The organism is Dorea chungnamensis (assembly GCF_039832125.1).
Classification (GTDB): Bacteria; Bacillota; Clostridia; order Lachnospirales; family Lachnospiraceae; genus JAFBIX01.
Genome location: NZ_JBDOHT010000003.1, coordinates 105,640 through 129,138, shown reverse-complemented (window position 1 = coordinate 129,138; position 23,499 = coordinate 105,640). Strand labels below are relative to the sequence as shown.

Annotated in this window: 21 protein-coding genes, 1 tRNA gene and 1 pseudogene; 2 read left to right on the top strand and 21 right to left on the bottom strand. The window is 42.4% G+C overall.

All coding sequences use genetic code 11. The features are described 5' to 3' along the window. Window positions 1–11: 11 nt before the first annotated feature. The 10 genes from ABE613_RS03850 to ABE613_RS03805 all read right to left on the bottom strand — a co-directional run bounded on the left by ABE613_RS03850 (window position 12) and on the right by ABE613_RS03805 (window position 10,775). On the bottom strand, window positions 12–1,148 hold the full coding sequence (locus ABE613_RS03850) for an aminotransferase class V-fold PLP-dependent enzyme (RefSeq protein WP_235232240.1): 1,137 nt from the start codon (window positions 1,146–1,148) through the stop codon (window positions 12–14). 139 nt (window positions 1,149–1,287) lie between these two features. Beyond that, entirely contained in the window at window positions 1,288–2,199 is a 912-nt protein-coding gene (locus ABE613_RS03845) for a selenium metabolism-associated LysR family transcriptional regulator (protein WP_235232241.1), read from the bottom strand. Further along, a complete protein-coding gene (selB, locus tag ABE613_RS03840) occupies window positions 2,199–4,112 on the bottom strand; it encodes a selenocysteine-specific translation elongation factor (RefSeq protein WP_347375738.1) in 1,914 nt (637 codons plus the stop codon). The genes ABE613_RS03845 and selB overlap by 1 nt, the downstream gene beginning before the upstream one ends. After that, window positions 4,109–5,527 (bottom strand): L-seryl-tRNA(Sec) selenium transferase, encoded by a 1,419-nt coding sequence (gene selA, locus ABE613_RS03835; RefSeq protein WP_235232243.1) that lies wholly within the window; start codon window positions 5,525–5,527, stop codon window positions 4,109–4,111. The genes selB and selA overlap by 4 nt, the downstream gene beginning before the upstream one ends. 27 nt (window positions 5,528–5,554) lie before the next feature. Next, entirely contained in the window at window positions 5,555–6,595 is a 1,041-nt protein-coding gene (gene selD, locus ABE613_RS03830) for a selenide, water dikinase SelD (RefSeq protein WP_235232244.1), read from the bottom strand. A gap of 108 nt (window positions 6,596–6,703) precedes the next feature. Next, window positions 6,704–7,309: a sulfurtransferase-like selenium metabolism protein YedF gene (gene yedF, locus ABE613_RS03825; protein WP_235232245.1), complete on the bottom strand. Its 606-nt coding sequence runs from the start codon at window positions 7,307–7,309 to the stop codon at window positions 6,704–6,706. 120 nt (window positions 7,310–7,429) lie between these two features. After that, window positions 7,430–8,095 carry a PHP domain-containing protein gene (locus ABE613_RS03820; RefSeq protein ID WP_235232246.1) on the bottom strand — a complete coding sequence of 222 codons (666 nt, stop codon included), beginning with the start codon at window positions 8,093–8,095 and terminating at the stop codon, window positions 7,430–7,432. A 145-nt stretch (window positions 8,096–8,240) separates the two neighbouring features. Then, on the bottom strand, window positions 8,241–8,951 hold the full coding sequence (locus ABE613_RS03815) for a GTP pyrophosphokinase (RefSeq protein ID WP_235232247.1): 711 nt from the start codon (window positions 8,949–8,951) through the stop codon (window positions 8,241–8,243). Window positions 8,952–9,080: 129 nt separating this feature from the next. Then, window positions 9,081–9,629, bottom strand: coding sequence for a cob(I)yrinic acid a,c-diamide adenosyltransferase (locus ABE613_RS03810; RefSeq protein ID WP_235232248.1), 549 nt, complete (start codon window positions 9,627–9,629; stop codon window positions 9,081–9,083). An 81-nt stretch (window positions 9,630–9,710) separates the two neighbouring features. After that, entirely contained in the window at window positions 9,711–10,775 is a 1,065-nt protein-coding gene (locus tag ABE613_RS03805; protein ID WP_347375737.1) for a PTS sugar transporter subunit IIC, read from the bottom strand. 154 nt (window positions 10,776–10,929) lie between these two features. On the opposite strand from ABE613_RS03805, the gene ABE613_RS03800 reads away from it, so the two are divergent. Continuing rightward, window positions 10,930–11,193 (top strand): hypothetical protein, encoded by a 264-nt coding sequence (locus ABE613_RS03800; protein ID WP_235232250.1) that lies wholly within the window; start codon window positions 10,930–10,932, stop codon window positions 11,191–11,193. A gap of 9 nt (window positions 11,194–11,202) precedes the next feature. Here the strand turns inward: ABE613_RS03800 and ABE613_RS03795 are convergent, their stop codons facing one another. The 3 genes from ABE613_RS03795 to ABE613_RS03785 are packed head-to-tail and all read right to left on the bottom strand — an operon-like array spanning window position 11,203 to window position 14,799. Further along, complete coding sequence (locus tag ABE613_RS03795) at window positions 11,203–12,618, bottom strand: ABC transporter permease (protein WP_347375736.1); 1,416 nt, start codon at window positions 12,616–12,618, stop codon at window positions 11,203–11,205. Then, window positions 12,581–14,086: a COG1361 S-layer family protein gene (locus tag ABE613_RS03790; RefSeq protein ID WP_347375735.1), complete on the bottom strand. Its 1,506-nt coding sequence runs from the start codon at window positions 14,084–14,086 to the stop codon at window positions 12,581–12,583. The genes ABE613_RS03795 and ABE613_RS03790 overlap by 38 nt, the downstream gene beginning before the upstream one ends. Window positions 14,087–14,088: 2 nt before the next feature. Then, window positions 14,089–14,799: an ABC transporter ATP-binding protein gene (locus tag ABE613_RS03785; protein ID WP_347375734.1), complete on the bottom strand. Its 711-nt coding sequence runs from the start codon at window positions 14,797–14,799 to the stop codon at window positions 14,089–14,091. Window positions 14,800–14,957: 158 nt separating this feature from the next. On the opposite strand from ABE613_RS03785, the gene ABE613_RS03780 reads away from it, so the two are divergent. Beyond that, window positions 14,958–15,028, top strand: a tRNA-Gly gene (locus ABE613_RS03780). Window positions 15,029–15,530: 502 nt separating this feature from the next. On the opposite strand, the gene ABE613_RS03775 is transcribed toward ABE613_RS03780, so the two are convergent. From ABE613_RS03775 to ABE613_RS03740, 8 genes and pseudogenes are all read right to left on the bottom strand, one after another. Continuing rightward, window positions 15,531–16,358: an AEC family transporter gene (locus ABE613_RS03775; RefSeq protein ID WP_347375733.1), complete on the bottom strand. Its 828-nt coding sequence runs from the start codon at window positions 16,356–16,358 to the stop codon at window positions 15,531–15,533. Between the two features lie 11 nt (window positions 16,359–16,369). Then, window positions 16,370–17,347 carry a D-2-hydroxyacid dehydrogenase gene (locus ABE613_RS03770; RefSeq protein ID WP_347375732.1) on the bottom strand — a complete coding sequence of 326 codons (978 nt, stop codon included), beginning with the start codon at window positions 17,345–17,347 and terminating at the stop codon, window positions 16,370–16,372. A 38-nt stretch (window positions 17,348–17,385) separates the two neighbouring features. After that, a pseudogene (locus tag ABE613_RS03765) lies at window positions 17,386–17,643 on the bottom strand (DUF1667 domain-containing protein); the annotation flags it as partial. A gap of 442 nt (window positions 17,644–18,085) precedes the next feature. Then, window positions 18,086–19,219 (bottom strand): IS110 family RNA-guided transposase, encoded by a 1,134-nt coding sequence (locus ABE613_RS03760; protein WP_235234323.1) that lies wholly within the window; start codon window positions 19,217–19,219, stop codon window positions 18,086–18,088. A gap of 206 nt (window positions 19,220–19,425) precedes the next feature. Beyond that, window positions 19,426–20,664: an NAD(P)/FAD-dependent oxidoreductase gene (locus tag ABE613_RS03755; RefSeq protein ID WP_347375731.1), complete on the bottom strand. Its 1,239-nt coding sequence runs from the start codon at window positions 20,662–20,664 to the stop codon at window positions 19,426–19,428. Continuing rightward, window positions 20,651–22,117 carry an NAD(P)/FAD-dependent oxidoreductase gene (locus tag ABE613_RS03750; RefSeq protein ID WP_347375730.1) on the bottom strand — a complete coding sequence of 489 codons (1,467 nt, stop codon included), beginning with the start codon at window positions 22,115–22,117 and terminating at the stop codon, window positions 20,651–20,653. Before ABE613_RS03750 ends, ABE613_RS03755 begins: the two co-directional genes overlap by 14 nt. 2 nt (window positions 22,118–22,119) lie before the next feature. Beyond that, a complete protein-coding gene (locus ABE613_RS03745) occupies window positions 22,120–22,764 on the bottom strand; it encodes a nickel-dependent lactate racemase family protein (protein ID WP_235232260.1) in 645 nt (214 codons plus the stop codon). A 10-nt stretch (window positions 22,765–22,774) separates the two neighbouring features. Further along, on the bottom strand, window positions 22,775–23,377 hold the full coding sequence (locus tag ABE613_RS03740; protein WP_235232261.1) for a dihydrodipicolinate synthase family protein: 603 nt from the start codon (window positions 23,375–23,377) through the stop codon (window positions 22,775–22,777). Between the last annotated feature and the right edge of the window lie 122 nt (window positions 23,378–23,499).

Sequence of the window (23,499 nt, the reverse complement as noted above, 5' to 3'; positions counted from 1 at the left end):
GTTGTCCCATTCTAGTCTTGTGATAATTCGCGGATCGCTTTTATTGCCGTATCCACCTCTTCTTCCGTATTGTAATGAGAAAAGCTGAACCTTACAGCCCCCTGTTCTACCGTACCAAGTGCTTCATGCATAAGCGGTGCACAGTGTCCCCCTGATCTTGTAGAAATATTATATTCTGTAAGAAGTGCATCACTCACTTCGGAAGAATCATAATCACCTATATTCAATGTCACGACCGCGCAGCGATTCTTCGTGCTGAAATCCCCATATATTTTCACATTTGGGATATCTTTTACACCTTCATAGAATCTCCACATCAAATCCTGTTCCCGATTCCGTATTGAATCAATTCCTGTCTTTTCCAAATATTCCAATGCGGCATGAAGTCCTGCAATTCCATGACCGTTCAGTGTGCCTGCTTCTAACGCTGTAGGCATTTCTGCCGGATGTATCTTACTATAAGTCTGCACTCCACTGCCTCCAGACTTCAACGGACGAACTGACAGTCCTTCCCGGACATAGATTCCACCTGTTCCCTGTGGACCAAGCAACCCCTTATGTCCCGTAAAACAAAGTATATCAATCTGCATGTCCTGCACATCTATCGGAAATACACCTGCAGTCTGTGACGCATCTACCGCAAACAGGACACCATGCTTATGTGCCATCTCGCCAATCGGCTTTAAATCGATATAATTTCCCGTAAGGTTAGAACCATTCGTACAGATAATCAACTTGGTCTCTTCTGTAATCGCGTCCTCAATATCCTGAATGTTTAGCGTACCCTGCTCATTACTCTTCACAATTGTCAGCTTCACACCCCGGGCTTCCATCTCATACAACGGTCTCAACACCGAATTATGTTCCAACATTGTGGTAATCACATGATCCCCAGGATTAAGGATCCCTTTGATTGCTATATTCAAACTTTCTGTAGAATTATTCGTAAATGCTATCTGCCTTGCATTGGTACCATGAAAAAGATGACATAGTTTTTCTCTGGTATCATATATAATTCTGGAAGCACTTAAAGAGGCGTCATTGACGCCTCTTCCCGCGTTCCCCATTGAACTCATAGCGGCCACTACTGCATCAATTACTTCCTGTGGTTTATGCATGGTAGTTGCTGCGTTATCTAAATATATCATAATTATTGTCCGTCCTTTCCTCTTCAGAAACTCCCAACCGTATACCTATAAGTATATGCTGAATTCCCTGTTCCGTCTAATTGAAATACCTTATAAACAGCGCCAGTTATAGATCACGTCTATAACTGGCGCTGTTTAATTATTTTTCTACCGGATATACTTCTTTCACAACTTTGATAAATCTTTCTGCTGACCGAGACAACTGATAATTCTTGTTGTATACAAGATTAATATCCCTTCCCTTATCGGCCTTTGGAATCGGAAATGCAAGCACATATCCTGCTTCCGCCTCATCAGCTGTTGCCAGTTTGGATAATATAGAGATTCCCATTCCCTGACGGACAGATTTCTTAATCGTCTCCTGATTCTCGATACTTGCAATAATATCCAGATCCGACAAATCAACCCCTGCCTGTTTCAATTGCTTTTCCGCTTCTTTTCGGGTGCCGGAACCTTCTTCTCTTAAAATCACATGTTCTTCTAAAAGCCAGCTGATATCATCCGTCATGTGGTCCTTCAATTTCTGGTATTTCTCTGTATTCGGTGTAATAATAACCAGTTCATCTTTATAGAATGGCATGTATTTACAATGCTTCTTCTCCAACACAGTTCCTGTAAATCCCACATCAACCATATGCTCTACAATCTGTGTTACAACTTTCGCGCTGTCCGTCTCCATAATCTTCAGCTGCTCTTCCGGATATTTTTCATTGAATCGCATCAGCACTTTCGGAAGAAGATACTGTGCCGGTATGGTAGAAGCTGCAATCGTTATACAATGCTTTCCGCCTTCTTCTCTGGTTCCAAATCGTTCATCAATCTTCTTTTCCAGATCTACCATTTGTCTTGCATATTTATACAGATCTTTTCCATCTTCAGACAAACTGACTTCTTTTGTATTTCTAACGAACAGCCTTACATTGAGTTCCTTCTCCAAAGCTGCAACATGTGCACTGATCGTCGGCTGTGTCAGATATAACTTTTTTGCCGCTTTCGAAAAACTTCCTCCTTCTGCCACCTGGACAAAGGCTTCTAATTGCTTTAAATTCATTAGTACGCTACCCTTTCACTCTCTGCTCCTGTTTTCTTGGTTACCTTGATTCCATCCATATATTCAAGTATAGGTTTCGCACTTTTTCTACTAGTCTCAAAAATATCTCTTACCTGCGCAATCGTGATCACAGGATTCTCCTGAAGTTTCTCTTGGATCAGCTCCTTCGCATGCTGCATATATTCACTTAAAGTATACATATCGTCTGTAACCTTAACAATCTTCTGTTCTTCCAGGAGAATATTCAAAATATCATCTACTATATCTCTGGATATTCCTTTGAAATCAATCTCGGAATAACGCACGAAATCATACTTTGCTTTTGCAAATGTATCTATCAATATCTTAGATACTTTGCCATATATCTCATCTTTTCTTACTTCATATTCCGGTGTACACAAAAATTCTTCCACTCGTTTCAAATGTCCCTCATCAATGAGTTTTTCAATGATCTTGTCAAACACATTCGGTTTGATCTTTGGGAAATGTGTAACCTGAACTTCCGCTTTTTTCATGCCATAACGATACGGATACTTATCTTCATAATTCTTTAGTGCCTGATTCAAGAGCTGGCCAGCCGCTCTTTTGCTGTCGGTATGCCATACATAGGTGTCCTTACGCATCGGAAATACGCAGACTAACCCTTGTTCCTCCAGTTCTTTGACATCTTCCTGTACTTCTTCAACAGAAAGCGCGGTTAATTTTGCCAGTTCTGTCATTGTGATCAATGTATCTTTGTGTTCTTTTACATGAAGTTCAATGACATCTGCTGTAGAACCAGATTCCTTGCGTTTCAATTCTTCGATGACCTCCTCACGGAATCGTCGCTTCACTCCTGGATTCGGTTCCAGAATCACGCCTCCTCCAATCGTTTCCATCGGTGAATAAAAACGGACAACGAACTTATCACCTCGTCTTACCGCAATCTCTTCCTCCAGCCGCAGCTGCACATAGCCACTCTCGCCCGGTCCAATCTCTTCCTTATCAAGCAAGACTGCACGACATAATATCTCACTGGTTCCCGTGAAGAAATGCAGTCTTGTATGGTTCGTCAGTATTCTCATAGATGAATCCAGGATCTGAAGTTTTACATCCAGAAGATCCGTATTCTTCATACTGTTTGGCGGCGCCAACACACAACCTCGTTTGATCTCCTTTTTCTTTACATTAGACAGATTGATTGCCACACGCTGTCCGGCATAGCATTCATTCTTATCTTGTCCATGTACCTGAATACTGCGAATCTTACATTCCTTTCCAATCGGATACATCTCCAGTGTATCTTCTTTCGTTATAGTCCCCGATACCAACGTACCAGTAATAATCGTTCCAAATCCTGACAGTGTAAATGCACGGTCAATCGGAAGTCTTGGAATTGTCTGCACGTCTTTTGATACTACTTCGTCACTGGTCATATGCACAATCGTATCTATCAGCGAATCCAATCCTTCTCCTGTCGCCGCTGATACTTTTACCACCGGTGCATGTTCCAAAAACGTTCCGTGCAGCTCTTCTTTTACTTCTTCTTCCACTAATTCCAGCCATTCTTCATCTACCAGATCACATTTATTCAGTACGATAATGCTCTTTTCGATCCCCAGAAGATTCAGAATATCCATATGTTCTCTGGTCTGCGGCATAATCCCTTCGTCTGCGGCAATTACCAACAGAACAAGATCCATACCTACCACACCGGCAACCATGTTGTTAATAAATCTTTCATGTCCGGGAACATCAATAATTCCGGCACGATCTCCGCTTGGAAGATCAAAATACGTAAAACCAAGGTCAATCGTAATTCCTCTCCTCTGTTCTTCTTCCCAACGGTCTGTATTTCTTCCTGTCAATGCCTTGATCAATGTTGTCTTCCCATGGTCGATGTGACCTGCAGTACCAATAATTATATTCTTCATAACAGGCTGGTCTCCTCCAATATATCCAGTTCTTTTAACTGGCTGATGATTAATTTAAATGTCGTCTTATCCAAAGTACGGACATCCAAAAGAATGGTGTCATTGACCGTCCTTGGGATAATCGGAACCGGAAGATGTCTCATCCGTTCTTCCAACTCCGGTACACTGATCTTGTCTGGATGAATCGTCACTGCCATACTCGGAATCCGTTCCAGCGGAAGTGATCCTCCACCAATCTGTGATTCACATGGCTGCACATCTATTCTGGCCGGAAGTCCCGCACGTTTTAACATGCGGCTAAAACTTCTGGCATCATTCCTGATCTCTTCTAATGGTCTGGTAATCATACGAAGTACCGGTATATTCTGAATTGCTTTCTCTTCAGACAGATACTCCTGCAGCACCAATTCCAATGTTGCCGCTGTAAATTTATCAATTCGAAGAGCACGGGTCAGCTGGTTCTTTTTCATCATATCGATATATTTTTTCTTTCCGATGATGATTCCGGCCTGTGGTCCACCCAACAACTTATCTCCGCTGAAACATACTACATCAGCACCTTTGGCGATTGACTCCTGTACCGTCGGTTCGTAAGTAATCCCATACTTGCTAAGGTCAATCAGCACACCACTTCCCAAGTCTTCAACAACCGGAAGATCATGCTCTTTGGCAAGCGGTATCAATTCATCAATACCTACGGTATCTGTAAATCCCACGATACGGTAATTACTCGTATGCACCTTCAAGAGTGCTTTTGTCTCTTCAGTGATTGCATTTTCATAATCATCATAATGTGTCTTATTCGTAGTACCAACTTCTACAAGTGTGGCACCACTCTGCTCCATTACATCCGGAATACGGAACTTACCACCAATCTCTACCAGCTCACCACGGGATACAACTACTTCTCCGCCTTTTGCCAGTGAACTTAGGATCAGCATCACCGCTGCCGCATTATTATTTACTGCCATGGCAGCTTCTGCTCCGGTAATTTTACATAATAATTTTTCAAAATGAGAATAGCGCTCTCCTCTGCGACCTTCTTCCAGATTATATTCCAGATTGGAATATCCGGTTGCAATTGCTGCAACTCGTTTCATATGCTCCTGGCTGATAGGAGCTCGTCCCAGATTCGTGTGGAGAATCGTCCCAGTCCCATTAATGACCATACGCATATTCGGAGTATGCATAGCTGCTACTGTTCTCTCAATATGCTCTTTCAAAAGATCAATCTGAGTCTTGGCTTTATCTTCCTCATCGCATTGACCGATATATTTTCGAAGCTTATCCATCTCTACATGGATCGCTTCCATGACCGTATCTCTGCTGTAATGAGCAATTAACTCCTGAATCTCTTCATCCTCCAGCAGAACATCTACCTTTGGAATACTGCGATATAATTCCTTCTTGTTCATCGTCTTTTCCTCTACATTCTATTCGTTTTAAAACAGACGGATTAATTTGTCACTTTTTTCTGCTACTTTTCCGATAATCGAAACCGTCGTATCCATACCTGCATTGTCAAAATCACGCAGCATGTCCTGAAGATATTCAGGGGATACGCTGATCAGCAGACCACCGGAAGTCTGCGGGTCATAAAGAAGATCAAGATAATGCTCTTCCACCGAGCCTGCTTCTACCTTACCGATAGAATATCCGCGGTTCTTATATGCACCTGCCGGAACAAGGCCCATCTTGGCATAATCGATCGCATCTGCAAAATAAGCAATATCTTTTACATTTATTTCAAATGTTACATCACTGGCAGAAGCCATCTCTACACAATGCCCCAGAAGGCCAAAACCAGTAATATCTGTACACGCAGAAACATCGTATTTCTCTACAACCTGCTTTCCTTTCTTATTCAGAGACGCCATAACTGTCTGCGCTTCTTTGATGGCGGATGCCGAAGCCATCTCTGCCTTAATGGCAGTATTCACCACACCACTTCCAATCTGTTTGGTAAGCACGAGAATGTCTCCAGCTCTGCAGCCATAATTTTTAAATATCTTATCAGGGTGTACAAAACCGGACACACATAATCCATACTTAGGTTCATCATCTTGTACAGAGTGTCCTCCTACCAGTACCGCACCTGCTTCTTTCACTTTATCCGCGCCACCCGCCAGGATGTCGCCCAAGATCGCCGGATCCAGACAATTCGGAAATCCGACTATGTTAAGTGCCACTGCCGGTTCTCCTCCCATGGCCCATACATCACTCAGGGAGTTTGCAGCCGCAATCTGTCCAAACATATAAGGATCATCTACAATCGGAGTAAAGAAATCTACTGTCTGAATCATTGCAATCTCATCTGTCACTTTGTAAATAGCTGCGTCATCGGACGTTTCAATACCTACTATTAAATTATCATCATGGAACTGGGGCAGCTTACTCAGAACCTGAGCAAGGGTCTCCGGACCTATCTTGGCCGCTCACCCAGCCGTTTTTGATAATTGCGTTAATCTGACATCAGACTTCATACTTTTGTTCCTCCTAAAAATATTTTTGCCCTGCATAGCTTACTATGCAATGAAAAAAGCCAGCTCCTGCTGTCACAGGAGTCTGGCCGTCTTACTATACACCTTACATTATGGTTTAATAATCTTTCCTGCTTTTGCCATCGTCTCAACAATGCTGTACATATTGGTCACAGAACCAACAGCCAGTTTTTCTTTTAATCCATAATAATCCAGGCAAGTTCCGCAAGTCATAATCTCGACGCCTTGTGCCTCAAGAGATTTCAGATCTGCCAAAGAGTCAGATCCTTCTGTTGTCAAAGTAGCTCCTCCATTATAGAACAGCATGGTCTTTGGCAATGTATCAAGCTGAGTTACTGCAAAGATAAATCCTTTGATCAGGACTTTCCCCAGCTCATCATTACCACTTCCCATACGGTCAGAAGAAATGACTACAACAGTGTTGCTTCTTGCGTCCGGCATACAGGTCTCTTCTTCCTGTTCCTCTGCCTTTGGAGCACCTTCCATCTGAATCGTAACTTTAAATTCGGCATCCCCTACTTTTTCAGAAGAAACTTGTCCTCCGGCACTTGCTGCCATCTTTGTTACATTCTGCACAGCAATCTCATTGTCTACCAGGACTTCAATTGTCTCTGGACCTGTAAGTGCCTGCATTGCCTTTTTGGTCTTAATAACCGGGATCGGGCAATTATCTCCCATTGCGTTGACTGTAATCATGACGCTTCCACCTTTCTTTGCAGTCTTTTTACCCTCAACACTTATAGACATATTCTATCATCGTTCGCATAAAAGGTAAATGACTTTTTTGTAATAATATGTAAAAGTTTCCGAAAAAGGCTAGAATCCACAGGTACTATAGCCCCGCCCTCTTTCGTATTCTTTTATATCAATCACACGATATGCTCCATCGGCATAATACGCAGGCTTCATCTGCCCTTTCTTAAATACCGCAAGAAATTCTTGTAATGTATGAACTTCTTCTGGGAAATAGGTCGCACACACTCCAACCTTCTCAGGTACGTGGCAGTCACTGGATCCCAATGTAAAACACCCCAGTTCCATCGCGTATCTTGCCGCTTTCTGGCAGGCCTCTACCGAAGTACTCCCATTCAGAACCTCCAGTCCATCCAATCCCCTTACCGTGCGAAGGTTCTCTTCCAGACCCCGGTTATTATTCCGAAACGGATGCGCCGCAAAACACACTCCACCTTGCGCTTTCACCAGATCAATGAAATCCTGCGCCGGGATTCTCTCTCTGGGATAATCCTCTATTCCAAACGCTACAATATCTCCTTGCAATGAAAAGAATTCAATTCCTACAAATATCGGGAATCCTGTTCTTGCCGAATATTCTGCCGCATAATCCTTCAGTCCCATATCATCATGGTCTGTAATGCAAATGGCTCCCAGGCCTTTTTCTTTCGCAATCTGTACCATCTGATCTAATGTTAGAAAACTATCTTTTGAATATGTCATTTCATGCATATGTGTGTCTATAAACATACCCTATTCTCCTTCGCCACCTTAGTATCCCTTCTCACTATATATTATATAAATCCTTGGCCTCGGCTTCAAATAGAGTTTTTTTATATTTGATGGCTATATATAGATATTGCCAATATATTATCCAAAAGAAATAGGTCTGAGATCAACTCAGACCCTGTAGCTCTTGCTGATTAGGCTTCCCTATTTCTTTCCTGTTCGTACTTGCTTTTAACTCTTCCTGCTTTTCTATATATTCTTGAATCGCTTCATTTAATGACAACATCTTTTCATCCAGTGTAGATACCATCTCGGCACACTCTCTCAGATCCCGACTGATATACTCTGGCGCATTCCCTTCAAATTTATAATAAATCTTATGTTCCAGGCTTGCCCAAAAATCCATGGCGATGGTCCGGATCTGTATCTCTACTTTGGTATCGACTACACTGTCCGACAAAAATATCGGCACGGATACCAGCATATGATAACTCTTATATCCACTTTCCTTGGGATTCTTAATGTAATCCTTAATGGAAAGTACTTTCAGGTCGCTCTGATTTCCAATCATCTCTGCAAGTCTGTAAATATCAGATGTGAAGGAACAGATCAGCCTGACCCCAGCGATATCGTTAACATACTTTACCATGTTTTCAATTGATATCTCGTATCCATTTCTTCTTAATTTTTTTACAATACTTTCCGGTGACTTTACCCTTGTCTTGATATGTTCGATCGGATTGTATTGATGTACATGCTGAAATTCGTCATTCAATATATCCAGCTTGGTTCCTACTTCTTTTATCGCGGCGCTATAAAGAAACATAATCGTCTTCCAGCTGTCTACATCTTCATAATTCTTGATTGCATTCTCCATGTAGCATCTCTCCTCTCATCGGGAAGAGCTAATTCTGTACTATGTTAAGTATAACATATGAACCATGGGATGTCATGGATTTCACAATTATTTAAGAAAGAGATTATATTTACACTTCTATGCAAAATTCTAATACTCAATTCCTTCTCTCGCCATCTTTCCCAGATCATAAGGATGCTTTACCTTAACCATCTTTGTGACATAATCTGCGATTTCTAAAAAGTCATTGGATACCTCATGTCCCGTCAATATAATCTCCAATCCGCGAGGCTTATGCTGAAGGAAACTGATAAGCTTTTCTTCACTGAGAACTTGCAGCTGTACTGCACACAGAGCTTCATCCAATAACAACACATCAAACGGTGGACAGAACTTCACGATCTCGTCCAGTGCTTTATTATTATAATGACGCAGTTCTGCCTTCTCATCTCCATTCATTCTGCTTACGAACTTCACAGGTTCTCTTCCAGGAAGGCAGGTAATATTCGAGATGGACTCCAGAATCTTACGTTCATTCGAGGAATTATCTTTCAAAAATTGAAAAACAAGCACCTGAAGCCCACACCCGGCAGCCCTTACTGCCTGTCCCATAGCAGCGGTCGTCTTGCCTTTACCATCTCCATAGTATATGTGTATTCTTCCTGTGCCTGTCATAATCGTATCCCCGCTTTCGTCCATTTTGAAATCATCAACGTTACTCTCATTATAGTATTCTATTGCAAAATTGTATAGCAGAGATTTTATTTTGTTGTCTTTCTACTACATATCCAGCTTCATATCTCCAAACTGAATCCAGCCTTTTTTCCGCATGAATTCAGAGATACCCAGAGTCACGATTGCCGGCAGAATAATCTGGATGACCAGAATCTTTATCAGAACTACTGATGCTGGTTCTGTCGTGATCATCGTCTGCCACGTCATGATCTGTCCCACGAGACCCGCTGTTCCCATACCAGAACCTGTCGCATTGCTGGTCATATGCAATACTACCGTTCCTACTGGACCTAAAATCGCACTGGATAAGATGACCGGCAGCCAGATCACCGGTTTCTTCACAATATTCGGAACCTGAAGCATAGACGTTCCAATTCCCTGGGCTAATAGACCTCCGATCTTATTCTCCCGATAGCTTGCCACTGCAAACCCTACCATATTACAGCAACATCCTACCGTTGCAGCACCTGCCGCAAGACCGGACAAATTCAGAATAATCCCCAATGCCGCCGAACTGATCGGAAGTGTCAGGATCATTCCCATCAATACGGATACCACGATACCCATCAAAAATGGCTGTTGCTCTGTTCCCCAGTTAATCAGCGAACCAAGCCATGCCATAAATCCAGAGATTGGCGGCCCAAGAATCAATCCCACAGTCGCACCCGTTCCAATCGAAACGATTGGTGTTACCAAGATATCTACTTTCGTCTTTCCAGCCACCATATGTCCAAAGAAAATACCTACATATGCTGCAATAAATGCTCCCAGAGGTTCTCCTGGTCCGGCGTAAACCATTGCTCCATCAACCAGAACCGTTCCAGCCAACAGCTTGCTCGCGAATGCACCGATCATTCCAGCCGTTGCTGCCGAAACCACTACCAATGAGGATTCCTTGAATCTATAAGCCACTGCCACACCGATACCCGCACCAGTCAGCGAAGCTGCTACCTTACCAATTACAAAAATCATATCACCGACTGTACCACCCATCAGTGTGCCGACCTGTTGAATGATTGTACCGATAATCAACGTGGCGAACAAGCCTTGCGCCATCGCACTCAATCCATCAATAAAAATCTTATCTAATGCCTTTTTAAACCTTTCCATACCCTTCTCCTCATAGTCTATGTGCTTTTACAACTGTCTTGTCACTTGACAAGTCTAGCATAGTATAAAGTGGAAATCAAGCCATCCCCTTTACAGTTTTTTCAAAAAAATATATACTTTTATGTATTCATAGGGAAAAGCGAGGTATACTTTTATGTTTCGATTATGGGGAAAAGAATTTAAGGACAATAGAATGATCCGGGATACCGTCATCTGTGATGATTCGGACGATACCCGGACCCATAAGATTTTTCACGCGCTTGATGCCATATGTTATGAATTTGATCTGAGCAAACCTATCTGGCTGGATTCTACGATTGCGGAATTCAAACGTCATGACAAAGCGCGGTTTACACAGGATAATTTTGTGGATTCCATTGATTTTGACTACCTGGAAATCCATGTGATAGAAGAATAATACAATCCTCTATTCATTTCGTATTGCAGCCAATGGGCTTAAGTTCATGGCACGAAGTGCCGGGAAGTATCCGGCAGCTACTCCGACCAGCATGGCAAATCCCATGGACAATAATACCAGCCACCATGGTATATAGGATATGTTTCCATCGATTCCCATGGCTGCTCCATGACCAGTCAGGAAGTTAATCACGCCCGACATCAGGAAGCTTAGGATATTGCCAGCAATACCTCCAATCAGGCCAATGAATGCTGCTTCCAGCAAAAACATCTGCTTTATATTTTTAAGGCTGCATCCCAACACTTTGATCACACCAATCTCTTTGGTCCGCTCATAGATGGACATCATCATTGTGTTGGCAATTCCTATGGCGGCTACCAGAAGAGATACTGCTCCGATTCCACCCAAAACAGCTTGAACAATAGCGAACTGACTCTTCATGCTATCCAGATATTCTGCATTGGTCTCCACATTATAGCCCATTTCACGGATGACGGAAGCCACCGCATCCACATTCTCAATATCATCTACCTTGATCTGCGCATAAGAATAACAAAAATCTTTGTATGGTTTTCCTGACTTTGTAGTAGGCTGCCCAGGGATGACTCTTCCTGAGAATTCTTTTTTCAGTATTTGTTTTAGCGTATCCAGATCACAGTATATATTGTAGTAATTGGCATTATATTCTTCCGGACTTCCTTCTACAATTCCACAAGCTTTTACGACATGCTTTTGTACCGATTGTACAACCACCTGCTGCCCGTCGCTTCCATCCCCTGTTCCAGCAGTTGCTCCATTGTTTCCAGATCCATTATTCTGACTGTTATAATAAGCATCCTGATCTAGAATCATGAATAAAGAGTCTTTTGCGAAATCAATATCCGGTAATTCACCAGTCTCATAATACCCCTGATCTGTCCCTTTTTCATAGAACATCGTCGGAATCCCATTTCCATATACCAGCTCCAAGTGTCCGCCATTCGCATTCGGAAGCGTACCTTCATCCAGTGGTATGTTCTTTGCTTTCAGAGCTTCAGGAGTCATGGCAACCAACTGCCCCCAGCCTTCATATTTTCCCTTTAATAAGATAACTGAAAGTTCATATACTGGAGATGCCATAGCCACATGCTCCAGATCTGCCAACTGAGCAACCGATTTGTCATTGATATATTTTGTAGATTCTTCTTCATCAGACGAATGATACATCACAGATTCCCCGGCCTGCGCTCCTGTTACTTTTATAGTAGTCAGGCCGCCAGACTGTTCTACTTCCCGATAGAGAGACTGCTGCATGCCAAGCCCCAGCGAGATCATAACAACAATGGATGCCGTACCGATCAATACCCCTAGAACTGTCAGAAATGTTCTTAATTTACGCCGTTTTAAATTACTGCTGCTCATCCTCAGAAGGTCCATCCAGTTCATCCAGCAACGCCTCCTCTTCTACTAATGTCTGTTTTTTCTTCTTTTTTCGAATGATGATCACTGCTGCCGCGATGACTGCTAATGCAGCAACAAGAATCAAGATTGGAATGACCGGGATTCCTCCCTTATCTTCCGTCTCCATATCCATGGCTGCCAGATCCGACTCACTGGCTTCTGTAACTTCCAACTGAAAGTCCTTCGTCATCGTCTTGACCTCACCGGCTTCATCCTCATAGCTCAATGTCATCGTAATCTTGGCAGGTCCTTTTGTCGCTTTCTTTCCTTCTACCATTGCATCTATAGAAGCGCTTGCGCCAGATTCTACATTGCCTACAAATACCTCTTCTTTGTCAATACAGCTTCCTTCAAAAGTAGCCTTTACATTATACAATTTAATCTTTCCAAGATTGTATAGATTACACATCACGTTGGCTTCCTCGCCCACTGCAATGCTCTCCGGGCTAATCTCAAATTCACTGAATTCGAATCTCGCATCCTGCTTGACCGGAATCGATATACTGGACGTTGCTTCAATCTGAGTCGCACTGGAATCCTCATACTTCATGCTCATATCGATACTGTAAGGCTTCTGAAGAAGGTCAGCTTTTGCATTGAGCTGAATGGAAATATCTGCTGTTCCATTAGCTGCGATTCCTTCCAGATAGATAGAACTTGATCCTGACGCCGGAAGAAATGCAGGTGCTGCTGTCTGTTCATCACTTCCTTCTGTCGGTGCACTCAGGTCAAATAACATATTGCTGACTCTTGTAGACTTTGAAGTATTTTTCAAATGAATCGTTAATGTAAAGTTGCTGCCTGCCCGTACTTCTGCTGGATCCGTGGTAAATCCTGTAACGATCACTCTCGGAACCGAACCCGAGCCCGCAGATCCGCCGCCGCTATATGACACACCACCATTACTGAATCCGCCTGCATCTGCTTCCATTCCATAGCTTCCGCTTTGCAGGGAGGCATCCGCAGGAGCTGCTGCCTGCTGTCCTTCCTTCTGACTTGGCTTCGTATCTTCCGGTTTTGCCGTTGTATACACCTTAAACTTCTGAGATGCTTTCACCTCATTCTCTGCCGTTAATACAAACTGAAGCGTATATTCTGTAGATGGCACATCTTCTCTTTGCACAAATTCAAAGGTAAAGTCACAGGATTTCCCTGCCGGAATGACATCCACAGACTGCTTATAATCCTGATATTCTGTTTTAAATGGCCAGGACTTGCCGCTATCTCCTAATTCTGGTGCCAGAGCGACCTGACTTAGTGACTGTGATGTACTGTTTGTCACGGTAATCGTCCATTTCTGCGACAGTCCAGCCTGAAATACTGGTGCCTTTCCATCTTTTGCTTCGATAGTGATGATTTCCGGCGAAGCTGCCTGTATCTCAGCTGGTTTCACCATCGTCACCACCAATGCTGCCATGCAGAATCCTGCCAATACTTTCTTTAATCGTTTCATGTTCAATCCTCCCTCTCTTGATTGCTGCGGTTATCCTCTATCTTTAATATCTTTCCATCTCGTATATGAAAAACCCGATCCGCATAAGTTGCCAGATGTGCATCATGGGTTACCATAACAAGCGTCTTCTTCTGTTCTTGCACCACCCGCTGCATCAATTCCATTACTTCCTCGGATGTGTGAGAGTCCAGATTACCAGTCGGCTCATCAGCAAATATGATCTTCGGATTCACCACCAACGCTCTTGCCACACCGACTCTTTGCTGCTGTCCGCCAGACATCTGATTCGGCAGATGGTTTTTATGTTTCTTCAGATTTACCAGTTCCAGCATCTTATCTGCTTCTTTCATACGAACTTCTCTTGGCACCCCGCGAAAGCTCAAAGGCAATGCGACATTCTCCAGCGCATTCATGGTACCAAGAAGATGAAACGACTGAAAGATGAACCCGACATTCTCCCGGCGGAACCGCACCAGTTGCTCTTCATTCAATTTCTCTATATGATGATGGCTGATGATCACTTCCCCTTTGGTAGGCTTTTCCAGTCCTGCTAACATGTTCAGAAGCGTAGATTTACCTGACCCGGAAGTACCCACGATCGCGCAAAATTCCCCTTCGTAGATCTCAAAGTCCACACCATCCAGAGCCCGAACAAATTCGTCACCTACCCGATACAATTTATAAAGGTTTTTTACTTCGATTACTTTATCCATAGGCTCCTCCTCTCTTGATTCTGCCTACAGTATACGGTATAAAAACAAATTCTTTCGATAGAAATTCTGAAAGATTTCTTAATATTGCAATTTATGGAGGAAAGTAATATAATAGACGTGTTGACAGAAATGTCACTCATAGATATTCATTGATACAAGCAGATATGGTTCATCGGTAGAACGCTAGCTTCCCAAGCTGGAAAGGCGGGTTCGACTCCCGTTATCTGCTTTAAATTATTTGTCTGCTTTTATGTATATACCATTCGATTCTATTTAAAATTCTATTTTCTTAAAAATCCCAATTTAAAATAATATATTTGCCCAGGGAGCCGTTGAGGTGCTATGTCAGCCGCCGAACACAAGAAAGGAGGTTGATGCTATGGTTACATACAATGATTTATTTACATTTGTAATTATGCTTTGTACCGTTATGACTCTTGTCATAACTATTTTCAGGCGAAAAAAATAGCGCCCCTGTCCTGGTAAGATAAGGCGCTATTCTAAATAACACTTATTTTCCGGCGGTCATTCTTCATCTGACCAACGGCTCTCTCGTTAAATATATTATATGCATTTTCCAAAAACGTGTCAACACTTTCTAAATCTATCTCTCCATTCTCTCCATTCTATAATATAAAGGCAAACAGGATTGCGCTTACAAGCGGAATAGTAACCACTGATGCAAGGGTACTGGTGAAGACACAGGCGGATGCCAATGCCTGATCGCCATGTTATTTTGCGGCAAACATGGTCGTACTGGCCGCTGCCGGCATAGCAACAATAATTGCCACAATCCCAATCATAAGTTGATTGGAAATAAACAGCCTCATAATCAGCGCGATGAATATCGGTGCTGCCATCATCCGCAAAACTACTGCCAGATACACCCGCCACATCCGGGTCATGTAGCGCCCAGATGTGAATGCCAGCGCACAGCCAATGGAAACCATACTTAGAGGACTTGTTACCTGATCTACAAATCCCAGAAAATCTTTTAAAAAATCCGGAATCTGGATATTTACCATATAAAAGACACAGGCGGCAACGGAACTGATTACCATTGGCGTCAGGAACACTTTTACATCCAGCGGATGATTTTCATCTTTTTTTACGAATAATGTGACACCATACGTATAGGAAAGTGTTGTAAATACCATATTGACCACAGCCGCATAAAAGATCGCATTTTCATCAAATATAATCCGAATGACCGGATAACCGATAAAAGCAGAATTACTGAACAATATCATGAATTCACAGATTCCTTTCTGGATATCAGGAATCTGGAACAGGCAGGTCAGAATTTTCGACAGAATAATCATTATCAACGCAGCAAAACCTGCCATGATAAGGAGGAGGACAACCTGCCCATTACTCAAGACCCTACTGCTCTTAAAAACGGAATACAAGATTGAACATGGCATCGTCAGATTCAATACGATTTTCGAAAGAAGTCCATTGGAATCTTCATTCATGCATCCTGTCTTTGCACCGATGAAACCAAGTCCTACCGTTAAAAACAGGATTGCCATTTGAGAGATAATCGGTATCATATTCATAACAATATACCTTATCCCTTCCGATATCCCACATCAATATCCACGATATTTTCATAATCTTTCCCCTGCATGTACTTCTCATAATTCTGAACAACAAAATCCAGGATTCTACAGATACTTGGGCTGTCTTGCTCATGTACATTGCCGGATACATGCGGCGTAATCATGACCCTCGGCTGCTTCCACAGCGAATGATATTGCGGCAACGGTTCCGGATCTGTGACATCCAACCCAACTCCCCACAGCATTCCTTCTTTCAGCACTTCCAGAAGATCTTCCGTAACAATCAGATTGCCGCGCCCTACATTGATTAAGATCGCATCCTTTTTCATCAGATGGAGTCGCCTTTTATCCAACAGATGTCGTGTCTCCAAAGTATCCGGAAGATTGCAGGAAACAACATCAGCCAGCGGAAGACATTGATCTAGATCATTCAGCGTAATCATCTCATCAAAATAATCGGGATACTCCCGCTCTCTTCTGCGGATGCCTATGATTTTCTTGACAAAAGGACGCAAACGTTTAGCAAGCTCGCATCCAATATCTCCCGCACCAAGAATCAAAACGGTACTTCCTTCCAGTGTCTTATCAAAACCAGCCATTTTCCACAACCCCCTGGACTGGTGGTTCTGATATTGAGGCAGCCTTTTACACAATGCCAGAATCATCGCCATCTCATGCTCTGCAATGGCAGGCCCATAAGCGCCCGTCATATTGCATAGCACGGCCCCTTGCCGGAACACTTCACACGTCACATACTGTCGAACCCCAGACCACGTGGTCTGCATCCATCTAAGGTTCTGACAAGCATTCAAGTCTTCCGGCTCAGGGTCACCGAGCAATACATCCGCACACTGCAGAGCAGAAATATATTCATCGCGCGTCCAGGAGGAATCACAAAAGACTACATCGCTTTTTCCCTGCGATGCTGCCATAATTCTCTTTCGATACTCTTCATCAAGTGGCAAAAGGACTAATGTATTCTGCATCTTTTTTCCTCCTTTTCGTTTCCTATTATGAGGCCAGATTATTTTGAAACATCATCCATATTCTTGGTAACAATCACATCACTGTCGAGTCCACAGACATTGGAGATAACGACCTGATTGATCCGTACCGGTGCTGTCAAACGTACTTTTTGGATTTCCTTCATAACATTAAAAATCTCTTTTTTCGGTATTGCTTTCGTCAGGCGCACACTGCACAGCGGCAGCTCAGCCCCTGAAATAGAAACAGTTGTGGCGATTGTTCTTCTCGGATCTTTCAATTCCTGATTAACGTACTCTTCTCCTCGCTGTTATGAAGTGACCTCTTGTCAAGAGTAAATTTTGCATTAAGAAGCTTTCCCCTAACAATTATCACATTTGTTGATTGACAGCATCTGGAAAGAGCCAGATTTAACAGTTCCCGGCATTTGGCCACTCTGTTATTCGTGGATTGGTTACCTACAGGCTAATGGTCCGCCGTGAGTTCTGCTATCTTTCTACGTGGATCACGATTTTTTCGTGCCAACAAAGCGAGGACGCGAATAACTCGAACCTTTAAAGTTATTTTGGCTCCTCCCAGATACTGTCAATGGTTTACTAGTTACTTTTTTGACAGCAGAAATCTGCAGTTTACTGCTTATTTCTGCTTGTTTGCCCAATTCATCATGGGCAGATGGCTGTCAAGAGCCTGCCGCTAATGCGGTGCGTAGCGCTCTTGACTGACAGATGAGCATGATGTACTTATACAGCCCTTACGCTGATATTGTCCGTCATCATTCCCCATACAAAACATGCCAGTTCTCTTGCTATTGCTGCTACTGCTACATTTCTTGCTTTACCATGTCTTATAAATTTATAGTATCGACTTCGCAACCTTGTATTCGCCTTATCAGCATACGCGATTACTTCTGCCGTATTACCATTCTGTCTTGCTTTCAATGCTTTGGATTTATGACCTATCGTTCCCTTACAAATTCCTCCTGCCGCTTCCACCAATAACTGTCTCAAATGACTATTCCCTGCTTTGGACAGACTGGTTCTGTTAGTCTTTGGTCCACTGGAATCCTCTCCTGGTGCTAGACCCAAGTAAGCTGCATAGATATTTCCTTTTGCAAATCTTTTAAAATCACCGGTTTCTACAATCAGTGATAATGCTGTATGCGTTTGAATCCCAAGAAAACATTCCAGTTTTTTTACCTTTTCTGCATATTTTTCCTGGGCTGCCAGTTCTTCAATCCTCTGATCAAGTCTATCTATTTTTGCAGTTTGTTCTTCATATGAAATCATATATTCATCCAACACTTCACGGTACAATGCAGAAAGTTCTAGTTTTTTCAACCACTTCCAGTGAGCAATTGTCCATTTACTTTGGGCATAGTGGTGCCCATGACGTAAGCAAAATGCGCTAATCTGCTGTTTTATCTTCTTTAACGCTGTTTTGTGATCATCTCTCATACGAATATATTCCTTTACAGAATCATCATCTTCAGTTGGAACATACACCGCATGGTAACCTCCATAAGACAAGCATTGTGCAATCATCCTTGCGTCTCTGGCATCTGTTTTTACACGAACTCCTTGTGGTGTCAACATAGTAGTTGGTGCAAGAATCACACATTTAACGTTTGCTGCTGTAAGCTGATTATAAAGAGAATATCCAAGACATCCTGCTTCATATCCGCATTGAATATCATACTGATTATCAACACCGAGTTTCATTTTTAAATTCTCAATAAACATCAAAATATTTTTGTAATCTGGTGTTACATCAACCGTTGCAAAAATCCTGTCGTCTTCTCCAATAATTGGCTCCATTGCGCATAAAGTATAATTTGTACTATGGACATCCATCCCGATTCGTATTATTCTTTTCATATAAGTGGCCTCCTTTTGTATGCGGTAATCCCTGTTACCATTAATCTTGTCAATTAACAGTTTACAGGTAAATCCACGAACCCACAAACGTGAGGTCACTTCATATTATCTTACATAGATTACCGGAGACAATGATCTCTTCTCCTTTTTTCTGAGTCTCAATCACACAGCCATTTGGACATATAATACATGTAAAGGTTCTTTTCTCATCTTTCATATACAGACACCTCTATTTTCTCGTCAGCCTTTATTTTTTCTGCCGGAACTACAAACTGAATCATTTCCGCAGGGTTTGCCTTTGGAAGTTTTACTGTCTTTAATTCCACATCTCCCTGCTTCACTGTCACACAACATTTTTTCAATGGTTTGCGCACACGCATAGACAAGCCAAAGTCTTGCTGTCCACTGACTTTCTGTGGAATCACATGACCAATGGCAGCATCTGGTTCTACCGTAATATCGCATTTCGGCAATTCCCCATCTTTCAGATATGCAGCAACACCATCTGCCAGACGTTCTGCTTCCTGAGAAACGAAATCTACCAGATCATGAACATGAAGAACATTTCCTGCCGCAAAGATTCCCGGTACACCTGTCTGATAATTTTCATCGACAACTGCACCTTTGGTCCTGTTATCCAGAAGAACTCCGGCTTCTATAGACAATTCATTTTCCGGGATCAGGCCTACCGACAATACCAGCGTATCACAGGAGAAGTCTTTCTCCGTTCCTGGGATTGGGCGCATGTTCTCATCCACCTGTACAACGGTCACTCCCTCAATACGTGTATCGCCTTTAATATTGACTACGGAATGACTCAGATATAACGGAATATCATAATCATTCAGGCACTGCTCAATATTACGCGGAAGACCGCTTGGATATGGCAGTACTTCAAACACAGCTTTTACGTGCGCTCCTTCGAGAGTCATACGTCTTGCCATGATCATTCCGATATCACCGGAACCCATAATAATGACCTCTTTACCAACCATTGTGTTAAACAGATTAATGTAACTCTGGGCAACACCTGCATTATAGATCCCAGATGGACGTGAGCCTGGAATTGCCAGCGCACCTCTTGTACGTTCCCGACATCCCATCGTTAAGATCACTGCTTTGGCCTGGACTTGAAGCAGACCATCCTGAGTAGCTGCCGTCACGATCTTATCTCCTGACAGATCTATTACTGTAGCATTGGTAATATAAGGGATCTCCAATTTCTCTACCATATCAATAAAACGCTGTGAATATTCCGGTCCGCTCAATGTCTCACCAAAACGTGTCAGACCAAAGCCATCATGAATACACTGACGCAGAATTCCACCTAATTGCTTTTCTCTTTCAATGATCAGGATATCATCAATTCCCTGCTGTTTTAATTTCACCGCTGCTGCAAGTCCTGCAGGACCACCTCCGATAATTACAACATCATGCTTCTTCATCTGGTCTCACCTCCCCTACGAACATATAGGCATTCTTCTTATTTAAAAGTATCTCTGTCTTGTCTTTATTCAATTCCTGCTGAATCTGTGCCGTGATTCTGGTTTCACAATATCCGCCCTGACAGCGTCCCATGGTTGCACGAGTACGATACTTAATTCCACTGACTGTGCTGACTCCAAGAATATTATGAATTGCCTGCTTGATCTCGGCTTTTGTAACGCATTCACACCGACAGAAGATCTCACCATAATCAGGATTCTTTTTAATCAGTTGATCCTGAACCTCTTTACTCTGTTCTGCAAAACGAACAATTCCTTTTCGAACAGGATTAAAATCAGGATTTGATGTAAGTTTTTCTGAATTCTTAATCTTTTCCACGACACGTCTTGCAAGCGGAAGAGCACTTGTAAGACCAGGTGACGTAATACCAACAACATTGACGGTACAAGGAACTTCTTCCTTCGTCTGAATCTGGAAATCCAGTTCTTCATCAGAATCTGGATTCTCAAGTGTCGGGAATACACCTGCATAGTTTCGGATGTAATATTCTTTCCTTACATATGGGAACAATTCCGCGCCCATCTTGCCAAGATGCTGGATCATTCCCTGTGTTGCATCGTAGTTCACATTTTTTCCAATCGTCTCAATGGTAGGTCCTACCAGAATATTTCCATCAATCGTTGGTGTTACATGAACATCAAATGCACCTGCTTCATTCGGTGTCGGATAGATTGGACGGGACAGTTTATCACCAACACGTTTGTCCAGAATAATATATTCTCCTTTTACTCTGCTCGGTTTATAAGAATCATATCCCAGCATCTCTGCAATCTTATAAGAATAAAGTCCTGCACAGTTTACGATCCAACGTGCCGAAACTGTTTCTTGTGTTGTTGCAATTTCGTAACCATCTGCACTCTTTGTGATACCTGTCACCTCATGATCAAAGAAATGTTTTACTCCGTTCATTGCTGCATTTTCTGCTAAAGCAATCGTATAGGAGAACGGACAGAGAATTCCGGCAGAAGGTACAAAAATAGCAAATTCTCCCTGCGCATTTGGTTCCATCTCTTTCAATTCGGATTCATCCAACATACGAATTCCCGGAATTCCATTGTCTAATCCACGATCATACAAAGCCATCAGACGCTTCCGTTCCTCTTCTCCAGAACCAACAATGAATTTCCCGCATCGTTTGAACGGTACATCCAACTCTTTTGCTACCTGTTCAAATTCTTCATTTCCTTCCATACAGCATTCCGTACGTAAGGTTCCTCGTTTATGCAGAATTCCTGAATGCAGCAGACCAGTATTGTGTCCGCTGACACCGTTGCAAACATCTAATTCTTTCTCCAACACACAAATCTTAAGCTGATATCGTGAAAGTTCTCTGGCAACGGCATTTCCTACTACTCCACCGCCGATAATGGCGACATCAAATCTTCCATCCATAATCAAACCTCTTTTTCTTCATCCAGATAACCGATCTGTATCGCTCCCATTGGATAGATTGCGACAACCGGATCTTTACCTTTGTACTTTTCCATTAGCTGCTCTAAAATTGTGTCCCAGTCTGGATAGACTTCCGGCACTTTTCCTTTATAAAACTGGCGGATATCTATCCGAGAGACTCCGTCTGAATAGATCATTGTCTGAATTCCTCTTAACTCTTGCGGAGGAATATTATCATCATGCGGAGAGAACAATCTCATTCCCGGGCCAAACAAAGAGTGAAATCCCGGACCTTCGCTGGCTGCTGTCATTGCAACGATCGTTCCATCCTTGCGTACACACGCTTCTTTATGATGCCCCAATACTGCAAAACATGTTCCAATCTGTGAATACTCCGTATCTTTCGGGAACGCCGAAAGCACTGAAATATCTGCATCTGGAACCAATTCTGTTTTCAGTAATTTTGCTGCACTTGCACAGGCTTCTCTGTGTGCTTTGATAAAATGCCCTGCATATGCATCTGCAACTTCCATCTTATTATTCAGGACTACATTCAGTATGAAATCCAATCCTACTTCTCCAACAATATGTTCCATGTTCTTACGCATTGGATTATCAGGATTACAAGTGCTTGTCTTAAATGACATACTCTTACTTTTATCTGAAAAGACAAGAGTATACATCATATCCGTAGAAGATAGCGAATCCATCATCGGTCAGATGACGAAGGTTCTGCTGACGGAATACATCTGCCTGACGCTCTTTTACTGCATCGATGCATCCTTCGTTGTACAGCTTAGCCATGAATTTATCACTCAGTAAGCATGTAGAATAGTATGGGTTGTGATATAACATTACAGGAATATTGATTGAATCATGGATTGCTTTGTAGTGAGCAACTAATTCCTTCTCGTTTGGAGCCATATACCAAGGAGTAACAGCCATGATTCCGTCTGCTCCATCTGATTCTGCTGCCTGAGACATCTTGATAACATCCGTTGTACGGTAAGCACCTGTAGATGCAATTACTTTAATGTTGTTATCATGAGCAGCTTCTATGTATGCTTTATTAATTGCGATCTGTTCATCTGTTGTCAAAGCAGTGATTTCTCCTGTACTTCCAGATGGAATGATACCAGTTACACCATTATCAGCCAAGAATTTGGTCAGTTCTTTGATGGCACTGAAATTAATTGATTCATCCTTGTTAAACGGTGTGATGACTGGGATGTAAATTCCATTAAGTTTTTCTTTCTGCATGATAATCTCTCCTTTTCTTTTTGATTTTTGTTTTTGGGTTGGATTTTTATTTTCGGAATACTTGTTCCAAGTTCAACTTACCACAACATATCAGAAAACACAATAAAAATATTTATTTTTCT

Bases quoted from the DNA above. Each gene is read 5' to 3' on its own strand.
- ABE613_RS03810 (WP_235232248.1), bottom strand. From the start codon at position 9,629: ATGGACGAAAGCGGGGATACGATTATGACAGGCACAGGAAGAATACAC.
- selA (WP_235232243.1), bottom strand. From the start codon at position 5,527: ATGAACAAGAAGGAATTATATCGCAGTATTCCAAAGGTAGATGTTCTG.
- ABE613_RS03850 (WP_235232240.1), bottom strand. From the start codon at position 1,148: ATGATATATTTAGATAACGCAGCAACTACCATGCATAAACCACAGGAA.
- ABE613_RS03750 (WP_347375730.1), bottom strand. From the start codon at position 22,117: ATGGATGGAAGATTTGATGTCGCCATTATCGGCGGTGGAGTAGTAGGA.
- ABE613_RS03775 (WP_347375733.1), bottom strand. From the start codon at position 16,358: ATGAATATGATACCGATTATCTCTCAAATGGCAATCCTGTTTTTAACG.
- ABE613_RS03795 (WP_347375736.1), bottom strand. From the start codon at position 12,618: ATGAACTGGATGGACCTTCTGAGGATGAGCAGCAGTAATTTAAAACGG.
- ABE613_RS03805 (WP_347375737.1), bottom strand. From the start codon at position 10,775: ATGGAAAGGTTTAAAAAGGCATTAGATAAGATTTTTATTGATGGATTG.
- selB (WP_347375738.1), bottom strand. From the start codon at position 4,112: ATGAAGAATATAATTATTGGTACTGCAGGTCACATCGACCATGGGAAG.
- ABE613_RS03785 (WP_347375734.1), bottom strand. From the start codon at position 14,799: ATGGATAAAGTAATCGAAGTAAAAAACCTTTATAAATTGTATCGGGTA.
- ABE613_RS03770 (WP_347375732.1), bottom strand. From the start codon at position 17,347: ATGCAGAATACATTAGTCCTTTTGCCACTTGATGAAGAGTATCGAAAG.
- ABE613_RS03745 (WP_235232260.1), bottom strand. From the start codon at position 22,764: ATGTCATTTAAGACAAGCACTTGTAATCCTGATAATCCAATGCGTAAG.
- ABE613_RS03790 (WP_347375735.1), bottom strand. From the start codon at position 14,086: ATGAAACGATTAAAGAAAGTATTGGCAGGATTCTGCATGGCAGCATTG.
- ABE613_RS03760 (WP_235234323.1), bottom strand. From the start codon at position 19,219: ATGAAAAGAATAATACGAATCGGGATGGATGTCCATAGTACAAATTAT.
- ABE613_RS03800 (WP_235232250.1), top strand. From the start codon at position 10,930: ATGTTTCGATTATGGGGAAAAGAATTTAAGGACAATAGAATGATCCGG.
- ABE613_RS03740 (WP_235232261.1), bottom strand. From the start codon at position 23,377: ATGCAGAAAGAAAAACTTAATGGAATTTACATCCCAGTCATCACACCG.
- ABE613_RS03755 (WP_347375731.1), bottom strand. From the start codon at position 20,664: ATGAAGAAGCATGATGTTGTAATTATCGGAGGTGGTCCTGCAGGACTT.
- ABE613_RS03820 (WP_235232246.1), bottom strand. From the start codon at position 8,095: ATGTTTATAGACACACATATGCATGAAATGACATATTCAAAAGATAGT.
- ABE613_RS03845 (WP_235232241.1), bottom strand. From the start codon at position 2,199: ATGAATTTAAAGCAATTAGAAGCCTTTGTCCAGGTGGCAGAAGGAGGA.
- yedF (WP_235232245.1), bottom strand. From the start codon at position 7,309: ATGATTACAGTCAACGCAATGGGAGATAATTGCCCGATCCCGGTTATT.
- ABE613_RS03815 (WP_235232247.1), bottom strand. From the start codon at position 8,951: ATGGAGAATGCAATCAAGAATTATGAAGATGTAGACAGCTGGAAGACG.